Source organism: Modestobacter sp. VKM Ac-2977 (genome assembly GCF_026968045.1).
In the GTDB taxonomy this organism is placed as follows: domain Bacteria; phylum Actinomycetota; class Actinomycetes; order Mycobacteriales; family Geodermatophilaceae; genus Modestobacter.
In genome coordinates, this window is sequence record NZ_JAPVBQ010000004.1 from 417,300 (window position 1) to 427,586 (window position 10,287).

The 10,287-nt window shown below is 74.6% G+C and carries 8 protein-coding genes; 4 read left to right on the plus strand and 4 right to left on the minus strand.

Going from position 1 to position 10,287, the window contains the following annotated elements; all coding sequences use genetic code 11:
• Positions 1–44: 44 nt before the first annotated feature.
• The 4 genes from O2V63_RS18565 to O2V63_RS18580 all read right to left on the minus strand — a co-directional run bounded on the left by O2V63_RS18565 (position 45) and on the right by O2V63_RS18580 (position 5,662).
• Positions 45–3,005: an AAA family ATPase gene (locus O2V63_RS18565; protein WP_269168999.1), complete on the minus strand. Its 2,961-nt coding sequence runs from the start codon at positions 3,003–3,005 to the stop codon at positions 45–47.
• Positions 3,002–4,150: an exonuclease SbcCD subunit D gene (locus tag O2V63_RS18570; RefSeq protein WP_269169000.1), complete on the minus strand. Its 1,149-nt coding sequence runs from the start codon at positions 4,148–4,150 to the stop codon at positions 3,002–3,004. Before O2V63_RS18570 ends, O2V63_RS18565 begins: the two co-directional genes overlap by 4 nt.
• 86 nt (positions 4,151–4,236) lie before the next feature.
• Entirely contained in the window at positions 4,237–4,800 is a 564-nt protein-coding gene (locus O2V63_RS18575; protein ID WP_269169001.1) for a PH domain-containing protein, read from the minus strand.
• A 31-nt stretch (positions 4,801–4,831) separates the two neighbouring features.
• On the minus strand, positions 4,832–5,662 hold the full coding sequence (locus O2V63_RS18580; RefSeq protein WP_269169002.1) for a biotin--[acetyl-CoA-carboxylase] ligase: 831 nt from the start codon (positions 5,660–5,662) through the stop codon (positions 4,832–4,834).
• A gap of 20 nt (positions 5,663–5,682) precedes the next feature.
• On the opposite strand from O2V63_RS18580, the gene O2V63_RS18585 reads away from it, so the two are divergent.
• From O2V63_RS18585 to O2V63_RS18600, 4 genes are read left to right on the plus strand one after another with little or no spacing between them, the layout of a single operon-like run.
• On the plus strand, positions 5,683–7,311 hold the full coding sequence (locus O2V63_RS18585) for an acyl-CoA carboxylase subunit beta (RefSeq protein WP_269169003.1): 1,629 nt from the start codon (positions 5,683–5,685) through the stop codon (positions 7,309–7,311).
• Entirely contained in the window at positions 7,311–7,529 is a 219-nt protein-coding gene (locus tag O2V63_RS18590) for an acyl-CoA carboxylase subunit epsilon (protein ID WP_269169004.1), read from the plus strand. Before O2V63_RS18585 ends, O2V63_RS18590 begins: the two co-directional genes overlap by 1 nt.
• A complete protein-coding gene (locus O2V63_RS18595; protein WP_269169005.1) occupies positions 7,526–8,128 on the plus strand; it encodes a Maf family protein in 603 nt (200 codons plus the stop codon). Before O2V63_RS18590 ends, O2V63_RS18595 begins: the two co-directional genes overlap by 4 nt.
• 46 nt (positions 8,129–8,174) lie before the next feature.
• Positions 8,175–9,923 carry an acetyl/propionyl/methylcrotonyl-CoA carboxylase subunit alpha gene (locus O2V63_RS18600; RefSeq protein WP_269169006.1) on the plus strand — a complete coding sequence of 583 codons (1,749 nt, stop codon included), beginning with the start codon at positions 8,175–8,177 and terminating at the stop codon, positions 9,921–9,923.
• Positions 9,924–10,287: the final 364 nt, after the last annotated feature.

Consider the following 10,287-nt stretch of genomic DNA (forward strand, 5'->3'; position numbering starts at 1 on the left):
GGAGGAGGTCTCGAGGCCTGCCCGCCGACGACCGCCGGGTGAGGTCAGCCCGCCAGCCGTGAACCCTCGCGGCCGGAGACGACCTCCAGGCGGCTGCTGATCCTGGTCCGCAGCTCCTCGACGTGGCTGATGACCCCCACCATCCGGCCGCCACGGCGCAGCTCGTCCAGGACGGTCATGACGGCGTCCAGGGCCTGTGGATCGAGGGTGCCGAACCCCTCGTCGACGAAGAGCGTGTCGATCCGGACGCCGCCGCTCTCGGCCGTGACGACGTCGGCCAAGCCCAGGGCCAGGGCCAGAGAGGCCATGAAGCTCTCCCCGCCGGAGAGCGTCTTCGTGGGCCGCCGGGCGCCGGTGTACTCGTCGAGCACGTCCAGGCCCAGCCCGCCGCGGGCCCCGTGCCGGCCCTGGGCGTCGCTGTGCAGGAACGTGTACCGGCCGCCGGACATGTCTCGCAGACGCCGGCTGGCCACGGCCGCGACCTGCTCCAGCCGCGCGGCGAGCACGAAGGACTGGAGCCGCATCCGCAGGGTGTTGGCCCCGCGGCCGTTGACCAGGTCGGCGAGCGCGGTGACCTGTTCGGCGTGGGCCCGGCGCTCGTCCAGCTCAACCTCGATCCCGGTGAGGTCGGAGGTCAGTGAGTCCAGGGCGTCGGCGCAGCGCTGGGCCTCGGCCAACGCGCCCACGGCGGCCTCCCGGGCACGCGTCGCACCGCGGCAGGTGTCGGTCAGCGCGTCCAGGTCCGGCCGGGGCGCGAGGTCAGCCAGCTCGGGCTCGGCGAGCGTCGCGGACACCACCGACCACCGCTGGTCGTGCTCGGCCACCCGCCGCCCGGCCGACGCTGCGGTTGCCCGGTCCAGCAGCGCATCTGCGGCGGCCAGCAGGTCGGGGAACCCGGCGTCGGCGACGCGTTCCTCGGCGAGCCGGCGAGCTGCGTCGGCCGCCGCGCGGGCGCGCAGTTCGGCGCCCTCGGCCTCCACGAGCGCCTCACACCGTTCGGCCTCGGTGGTGAGGCGGGTGATGCGGGGGGCGATGCCGGGGTCCTCGCCCTGTGCAGCCCGGAGCCGCTGCTGCACTGCGGCGAGCGTCTCCTGCGCCCCGGCGCGCTCGGCGGTCAGCCGCGCCAGCTCCTCCCGGGCTGCGGCGGCGGCCGCCAGCGCGGCGTCCCGCTGGGCCGCCAGCGCGGTCAGCGCCTGGCGTGCGCCTTCCAGGGCCCCGGCCGCGGTGCGCGCCTGCGCCTCCTGCTCAGCCGCCTCGGCGAGCGCACTCTCCTTGTCGGCCAACGGCTCCGGTCCGGCCTGGGCCCGGAGCACCGCCAGCTCCCGGTCGGTCTCCTCCAGGGCGGTACGCAGGACAGCGAGTCGGGCCTCCCCCTCCTCCGCTGCCCTGCGGGCGGCGTCCTCGTCGGCCTGGGTGACCACGGGGCCGTCGTGCTGGGCCAGCCGAGGGTGCTCCAGCGCGCCGCACACCGGGCAGTCCTGTCCGTCGGACAGGCCGGCGGCGAGCTCGGCGGCCATCCCGTCCAGCCGTCGGGTGCGCAGGTCGCCCCACTTCTCCCGGGCGTCCAGCCAGGCCTCCCGCGCGGCATCGGCGTCGCCGCGCTGCTGATCCCGCCGGTCGGCCAGCGAGCCGGCGGCCCGGGCCGCGGCGAGGGCGGCGCGCCGGCTCTCGAGCACGGCGGTCAGACCGGGCAGGCGGGACGCCGCCCCTGCGGCCTCGCTGACCCGGGTCTCCTGCTCGGTCAACCGCGCCGGCCACTCCTGCGCAGCGGCCTCGTCCTGCGCGCAGCGCGTCTGCAGGGCCTCGACCCGGCGAGTGGCCTGGTCGACCTCGCGGGCCAGCTCGGCGGCGCGCTCGACGTCGGGCAGCAGGGCTCGCAGCGCAGCCACCTCGTCGCGCAGCGCCCGCGCCAGCACGGTGTCGGCCGGGCGGCCGGCGGCCACCTCCGTCCAGCGGCGGCGGACCGACTCCAGGTGCGCTGCGGCGCCCTCGGCGTCCAGCGACGCCCGACCGGCCGCCTCCAGCACGTCCCGCACCGGCTCCGCCCGGCCAGCGGCGTCCAGCGACGCACGCACTGGCAGCAGCTCGGCCTCTTCCGCCTGCAGCCGGCCGAGCTCGGCACGGGCCCGGTCGCGCCGGGTGTGCCGGTCGACCTCGGCCCGGGCGTCGGCCAGCCTGGCGTCGACCCGCTCGACCTCGGCGGCCGCCCGCGCGGCCTCGATCTCCTGGTCGGCCAGCCGGGTGGCGACCTCCGCCCGGACGCGCTGCACCCAGGCGCCGGCCGAGGCGTGTGGCGTGGCACCGACCAGCTCCGGCGCCAGCTCCTCGGGCACGTCGACGTCGGCCACCTGCGCCACCCGGGCGAGCAGCGTGCTCGCCCGCAGCCGCACGTCGTCCCACTGCCCACGGGCGACGGTGCGCTGATCGGCGAGCCACTCCTCGACCTGGGCGAATCGCCCGACGTCGAAGAGGGTGCGGAGAAGCCGGCCGCGGTCCTCCGGCTCCGCCCGCAGGAACCGCGCGAAGTCCCCCTGCGGGAGCAGCACCACCTGGCAGAACTGCTCGGCCGAGAGACCCAGCCGACTGCGCAGGTGCGCGGAGCCCTCGTCGATCCGGGTGCTGACCGGCTCCCAGCCCGCCGCCGTCCAGCGCTGCACGGTGAGCTTGGCCTGCTCGGTCGTCCAGCCGGTGCCGCGCCGCTTGGGCCGCTGCTGCTCGGGCCGGCGGGTGACCAGCAACCGCTCCCCGCCGAGGGTGACCTCGCACTCCACCTCGGTGCGGACCTGCTCAGCGGCGTGGTCACTGCGCAGCCGCTTCTCCTCGCCCCGGGCTCCGGGCACGGTGCCGTAGAGGGCGTACACGACCGCGTCGAGCAGCGTCGTCTTCCCGGCGCCGGTCGGGCCCCAGAGCAGGAACAGCCCGTCCCGGCCCACGTCGTCAAGATCGACCTCGACCCGGTCGGCGAACGGCCCGAAGGCGGTCAGCGAGAGCGAGTGGACCCTCATGCCAGTGCGTCCTCGTGCGCAGCCGCAGCCAGCGCGCGCCCCAGCAGCTCGAGCTCGGCCGGGGTGGCGCCCACCGTGCGGACGTGGGCGACGAACTCCCCGGCGACCTCGAGGTCACTGCGGCCGGCCAGCCGCTCGGTGTAGCTGCGCTGGTCGCCGGCCGGGCCCGTGCCGGCCCACTCCAGGTGCACGGCGTGCGGGAAGCGGCCCTGCAGCTGGCGCATCGGGTCGGCCGGCCGGATCGCGTCGGTGAGCTGGGCGGAGACGAAGTGCTCGGTCACCCCTTCCAGCGCCGGATCGGCGAGCAGCTCGGCGAGCTCGCCGCGCAGCACCGTCAGCTGCCGGGGCGCCGGGAGCGGGACCGGCCGCACCTCGGCCAGCCCGGAGGCGTCGAGGTCGACGAGCCAGGCCTGCTTCTGCTGACCGGCTTCGCCGAAGGAGTAGGCGAGCGGCGAGCCGCTGTAGCGGATGCGGTCGCTGAGCGACTGCGGCCGGTGCAGGTGCCCCAGGGCGACGTAGTCGACACCGTCGAAGACCGCGGCGGAGACCAGGTCGACCCCGCCCACGCAGATGTCCCGCTCGCTCTCGCTGGGGAGCCCGCCGCCGACGAAGGCGTGCGCCAGCACGACCGACCGGGTGCGCGGGCGGAGGAACAGGTCGGCCCGGACCCGGTCCATCGCCGCGCCCACCACCGCCTCGTGGCCACGGGCGTCGGGCAGCCCCAGCTCGTGCCGGGCCACCTCCGGCTCGAGGTAGGGCAGGCCGTACACCGCGACGTCCCCGTGCTCGTCGGTCAGCATCACCGGCTCGTCGAGCGCCGGGGTCAGTGCCCGGACGTGCACCCCGGACCGGGCCAGCAGCCCGGCGCCGAACCCGAGCCGCCGGGCCGAGTCGTGATTGCCGGGCGTGAGGACGATCTGGGCGCCGGCGCCGCGCAGCCGCATCAGCACCCGGTCGAGCACACCCGTGGCGTCGGCCGAGGGGACGGCGCGGTCGTAGACGTCACCGGCGACCAGGACCACGTCGACGGACTCCGCGCGGACGACGTCGGCCAGCCCGCCCAGCACCTGCTCCTGCTCTGCGAGCAGGTCGGTGCCGTGCAGAGAGCGGCCGATGTGCCAGTCCGAGGTGTGCAGCAGCCGCATGCCCGGGACGTTAGGTGGCCCCTCCGACAGAACCGTCCAGGCACGCCGTGACGGACCGGTCCGACAGGCGCAGGGGCTCGTACGGCTCAGAACTGCTGGGTCGGGTGCGTGTCCCCCCGGTGGTACTCGCCCAGGTGGGCGGCGCTCTCCCGCGCCCGCCGGTCGGCGTCCTCCTCGACGAGCTGGTTGAGCAGCTGCTGCACCCCCTCGCTGTCCGGGATGGCCCGGAACACCGTCGGGCCGCCCTCCCCGGCGGTCTCGATCGACACCGTGCCGGATCTGATCACCCGCTCCCACAGCGTCTGCCGGTAGGAGACGTCGGTGATCCGGGACAGCCCGATGTCCCGGCCGTGCCGGGACAGGATGCCGAATCGGTACAGCAGCCGGTGGGTGGTGACCACGTAGTGCGTGGTGCGCCAGCGCAGCAGCGGGGCGGCGACCAGGAACAGCGTGAGGACGACGGCGACCCCGACGACGACCAGCCGCCACAGCCCCTGCTGGTCCCCTGCCGGCACGATCGCCGTGCCGAAGGACGCCAGGCCGACCAGCGCCAGGAACGCCACGATCGGCCAGAAGACGGTCAGCCAGTGCGGGTGCAGGTGGGCGACGACCTCCTCGTCCTCGCCGAGCACCTTGTCGGGGTAGGCCACCCCGCCAGGATGACCTACCCGGCTGGGCGCGTCACCGGCCCGGCCGCACGTGTCGCACGTCGCCGGAGGCGAGCTCCAGCACCCCGGCGTCGGTGCGGACGACGAGCCGGCCGTCCCAGTCCACCGCCTCGGCGACCCCGTCGAGGGTCGAGCCGTCGGGCATCGTCACGGTGACGGCGGCCCCCACGGTGCTGCACCAGGCGAGGTAGTCCTGCGCGAGGCCGGAGGAGACGGGGTCACCGAGCACCTGCACCCAGCGGGCGTAGCGCTGCTCCAGGGTCCGCAGGAAGGCCAGCAGCACGGCGGCCCGGTCGACCGGCTCCTGACGCACCAGCTCCAGGGAGGTACCGGTGTCGGGCAGCTCGTCGGTGCGGGTCGAGACGTTGAGCCCGACGCCGACCACCACGGCGGTGCCCGAGCTCTCGGCCAGGATGCCGGCCAGCTTCCGGCCGTCGGCGGCGAGCAGGTCGTTGGGCCACTTCAGCGAGGTGCGGACGCCGGCCACCTCCCCGACCGCCTCGGCCAGCGCGACCCCGGTCAGCAGCGAGAGCCAGGCCCGCCGGGCCGCGGGGACGTCGGGCCGCAGCAGCACCGAGACCGTCAGCCCTGCCCGCGGCGGGGAGACCCAGGTGCGGTCCAGCCGTCCGCGCCCGGCCGCCTGGTGCTCGGCCACCAGCACCAGCCCCTCGGTGGCGCCGTCGACCGCACGGGCGACCAGCTCGGCGTTCGTCGACCCGATCGCCTCGACCACCTCGACCGCCCGCCACAGGCCGCTGCCGGGGGTGAGGGCGGCGGTCAGCGCGGCGGCGTCGAGGCCCGGCCGGTCGGCGGGAGGAGCTGCGGTGCGAGGGCTGTCGGGCACGTCACCTACGCTACGGCGCTGTGAGTGCCGCCGAACTGGAGAGCGCGGGAGAACCCGTCCCCGCCGACCTCGACCTGCACACCACCGCCGGCAAGCTGGCCGACTTCGAGCGGCGGGTGGAGGAAGCCACACACGCCGGGTCGCAGCGCGCGGTGGACAAGCAGCACGACGCCGGGAAGATGACCGCCCGGGAGCGGATCGAGGCGCTGCTGGACCCGGGCTCGTTCACCGAGCTCGACGAGTTCGCCCGGCACCGCTCCAGCAACTTCGGCATGGACGCCAAGCGGCCGTTCGGGGACGGCGTCGTCACCGGGTACGGCACGGTCGACGGCCGGCCGGTCTGCGTCTTCTCCCAGGACGTCACCGTGTTCGGCGGCAGCCTCGGCGAGGTCTACGGCGAGAAGATCGTCAAGGTGCTGGACCTGGCCATGCGCAACGGCTGCCCGGTCATCGGGATCAACGAGGGCGGTGGCGCCCGGATCCAGGAGGGCGTGGTCTCCCTCGGCCTCTACGCCGAGATCTTCCGGCGCAACGTGCACGCCTCGGGCGTCATCCCGCAGATCTCCCTGGTGATGGGGGCTGCCGCCGGCGGTCACGTCTACTCCCCCGCGCTGACCGACTTCATCGTCATGGTCGACAAGACCAGCCAGATGTTCATCACCGGCCCCGACGTGGTGAAGACCGTGACCGGGGAGGACGTCACCCTCGAGGAGCTGGGCGGCGCCCGCACCCACAACACCAAGTCCGGCGTCGCGCACTACCTGGCCGAGGACGAGGCCGACGCGCTGGACTACGTGAAGGCCCTGCTGTCGCACCTGCCCAGCAACAACCTCGACCCCCTGCCGGCGATCGAGGTCGCCCCGGTCGACATCGCCCTCCCCGAGGCGCTCACCGACGACGACCGCGAGCTGGACACCTTCATCCCGGACTCGCCGAACACGCCCTACGACATGCACACCGTCATCGAGCACGTGCTCGACGACGGGGAGTTCCTCGAGGTCCAGGCGCTGTGGGGCCCCAACATCCTCACCGGCTTCGGCCGGGTCGAGGGCCGCCCGGTCGGCGTCGTGGCCAACCAGCCCACCCAGCTCGCCGGCACGCTGGACATCGACGCCAGCGAGAAGGCCGCGCGCTTCGTGCGCACCTGCGACGCCTTCAACATCCCGGTGCTCACCTTCGTCGACGTCCCCGGGTTCCTGCCGGGCACCTCGCAGGAGTGGGACGGGATCATCCGCCGCGGCGCCAAGCTGATCTACGCCTACGCGGAGGCGACGGTCCCGAAGATCACCGTGATCACCCGCAAGGCCTACGGCGGCGCGTACGACGTGATGGGCTCCAAGCACCTGGGGGCCGACGTCAACCTGGCCTGGCCGACCGCGCAGATCGCGGTGATCGGTGCGCAGGGGGCCGTCGGCATCCTCTACCGCAAGGAGCTGGCCGCGGCGGAGGACCCGGAGTCGCTGCGCGCCGAGCTGGTCACCGACTACGAGGACACGCTGGCCAACCCCTACATCGCGGCCGACCGCGGGTACGTCGACGCGGTGATCCCGCCTTCGCACACCCGCGTCCACGTCGTCCGGGCGCTGCGGCTGCTGGCCAACAAGCGCCAGACCCTGCCCGCCAAGAAGCACGGGAACATCCCCCTGTGATGACCGAACCGACCCAGCCTCCACTGCTGCAGGTGGTCCGCGGCGAGCCGACCGCCGAGGAACTCGCCGCGCTGACCGTCGTCGTCGCGGCCCTGTCCCACCGGCGTCCCCGTCGTCGTCCCTCCCCGGTCGGCGCGTGGGCCGAGCGGGCCGACGTGCTGCGCCGGCCGCTGCTGGCCGGCCCCGGCGGCTGGCGCGCCTCGGGGCAGGCGTCATGAGCCGCCGCCTCGTGCTCGCCTCCCAGTCTCCGGCCCGCCTGCAGCTGATGCGCCAGGCGGGGCTGAACCCCGAGGTGGTGGTCAGCGGCGTCGACGAGACGGCGGTGACCGCACCGCGAGTCGGCGAACTGGTCGCCCTGCTGGCCGCGGCCAAGGCCGCAGTCGTCGCCAAGGACCAGACCGACGCGGTGGTGATCGGCGCCGACTCGGTGCTCGAGTTCCGCGGCCAGGCGCTCGGCAAGCCGGCCGACACCGCCGAGGCGCGGACCCGCTGGCAGCGGATGGGGGGACGCAGCGGCGTCCTGCACACCGGCCAGGCGGTCTTCGACGTCCGGGACGGCGGCGTGGCCCAGCGCGACGTCGGTGTCTCCTCCACCGTGGTCCACTTCGCCACGCCGTCACCGGCGGAGCTGGAGGCCTACCTCGCCACCGGTGAACCGCTGGGCGTGGCCGGCGCGTTCACCCTCGACGGGTTGGGCGCACCGTTCGTCCGCCGGATCGAGGGCGATCCCTCCGCGGTGCTCGGCCTCTCGCTGCCGCTGCTGCGCACCCAGCTCGCCACGCTCGGCCTGGCGATCACCGACCTCTGGCGACGCTGACCACCCGGCGCCCCTCAGCCCGCCCCGCCTCTCAAGGAGAACCAACGTGCAGAAGGTCCTGATCGCCAACCGCGGTGAGATCGCGGTGCGGGTGGCGCGCGCCTGCCGGGACGCCGGGCTGGCCAGCGTCGCGGTGTACGCCGAGCCCGACCGGGACGCCCTGCACGTGCGCACCGCGGACGAGGCCTTCGCTCTCGGTGGGAACACCCCGGGCGAGTCCTACCTGGTGATCGACAAGATCCTCGATGCCGCCCGCCGGTCCGGCGCCGACGCCGTGCACCCCGGCTACGGCTTCCTCTCCGAGAACGCCGACTTCGCGCAGGCCGTCATCGACGCAGGGCTCACCTGGATCGGCCCGTCCCCGCAGGCGATCATCGACCTCGGCGACAAGGTCGCCGCCCGGCACATCGCCACCCGCGCGGGCGCCCCGCTGGTGCCCGGCACCAAGGACCCGGTGGCCGACGCCGACGAGGTGGTCGCCTTCGCGCAGGAGCACGGCCTGCCGGTGGCCATCAAGGCCGCCTTCGGTGGCGGCGGTCGCGGCCTGAAGGTCGCCCGCACCCTCGAGGAGATCCCCGAGCTGTTCGACTCCGCGGTGCGCGAGGCCGTCTCCGCGTTCGGCCGCGGCGAGTGCTTCGTCGAGCGGTTCCTGGACAAGCCACGGCACGTGGAGGCGCAGGTGCTCGCCGACACCCACGGCACGGTCGTCGTCGTCGGCACCCGGGACTGCTCGCTGCAGCGGCGCAACCAGAAGCTGGTCGAGGAGGCGCCCGCGCCGTTCCTCAGCGACGAGCAGCGCGAGCGCATCCACTCCTCGGCCAAGGCCATCTGCGCCGAGGCCGGCTACGTCGGTGCGGGCACCGTCGAGTACCTGGTCGGCACCGACGGCTCGATCTCCTTCCTGGAGGTCAACACCCGGCTGCAGGTCGAGCACCCGGTCAGCGAGGAGACCTCCGGGATCGACCTGGTCCGCCAGCAGTTCCGGATCGCCGAGGGCCTGCCGCTGGAGATCACCGAGGACCCGACCCCGCGCGGGCACAGCATCGAGTTCCGGATCAACGCCGAGGACGCCGGCCGGAACTTCATGCCCGCCCCCGGCCCGGTGACCCGGCTGGAGATCCCGCACGGCCCGGGTGTGCGCTGGGACTCCGGGGTCGAGACCGGCGGCGAGGTGGCCGGTGCGTTCGACTCGATGCTGGCCAAGCTCATCGTCACCGGCGCGACCCGCACCGAGGCCCTGCAGCGGGCCCGCCGTGCGCTGGACGAACTGGTCGTCGAGGGCATGCCGACCGTCGTCCCGTTCCACCGCGCGGTGGTCGCCGACCCCGCCTTCACCAGCGAGCCGTTCACGGTGCACACCCGCTGGATCGAGACCGAGTGGGACAACCAGGTGCAGCCGTACGGCCCGGCCGCGGAGACCGACGAGGCCGAGCCGCGGCAGACGGTCGTGGTGGAGGTCGGCGGCCGCCGGCTGGAGGTGTCGCTGCCCGCCGGGCTGGCCGCAGGTGGGCCGGCACCGGCCGCCGGTGCGGCCAAGCCGCGCAAGCGCAGCGGGAGTGGCGGGTCGGCCGCCTCGGGTGACTCCCTCACCGCGCCGATGCAGGGCACGATCGTCAAGGTCGCGGTGGCCGACGGCGCCACCGTCGCCGCCGGTGACCTGGTGGTCGTGCTGGAGGCGATGAAGATGGAGCAGCCGATCGTCGCGCACAAGGCCGGCACGGTGTCCGGACTGTCGGCCGAGGTGGGCGCCGCCGTCACCAGCGGCGCCGTCCTCTGCACCATCGAGGACGCCTAGGTCACCATCGAGGACGCCCAGGTGTGGTGCGCACGCGCGTCGTTCGGCGGCTGAGCAGTGGCCGGGTGCTGATCGGGTCGTGGGTGCCGAGCAACCGGCTCCGTCCTCGGCGGCGGACGCGACCTACGCCTGGTCGGTCGTCTGCGTCGGCGCAGCGGGCGGCATGGTCACGGTTCGGCACCCCAGCGGGGTGTTGCGCGACGGGATCTCCAGATCGATCGCGTACACGCACACCGTGTGCACCCCGGGAGCGAGCTGACCGGTCCGCAACGAGAACCCGTGAGCCGCACCGGCCCCCGGGAACGCCCCCCCGACATCAGGCCGGTCCCCGTCCGCGGTCACCACCGCCCCCACACCATCGACA

Coding starts and splice junctions, on each gene's coding strand:
- O2V63_RS18565 (WP_269168999.1), bottom strand. CDS start 3,005: ATGAGGGTCCACTCGCTCTCGCTGACCGCCTTCGGGCCGTTCGCCGAC.
- O2V63_RS18570 (WP_269169000.1), bottom strand. CDS start 4,150: ATGCGGCTGCTGCACACCTCGGACTGGCACATCGGCCGCTCTCTGCAC.
- O2V63_RS18590 (WP_269169004.1), top strand. CDS start 7,311: ATGACCGAACCGACCCAGCCTCCACTGCTGCAGGTGGTCCGCGGCGAG.
- O2V63_RS18595 (WP_269169005.1), top strand. CDS start 7,526: ATGAGCCGCCGCCTCGTGCTCGCCTCCCAGTCTCCGGCCCGCCTGCAG.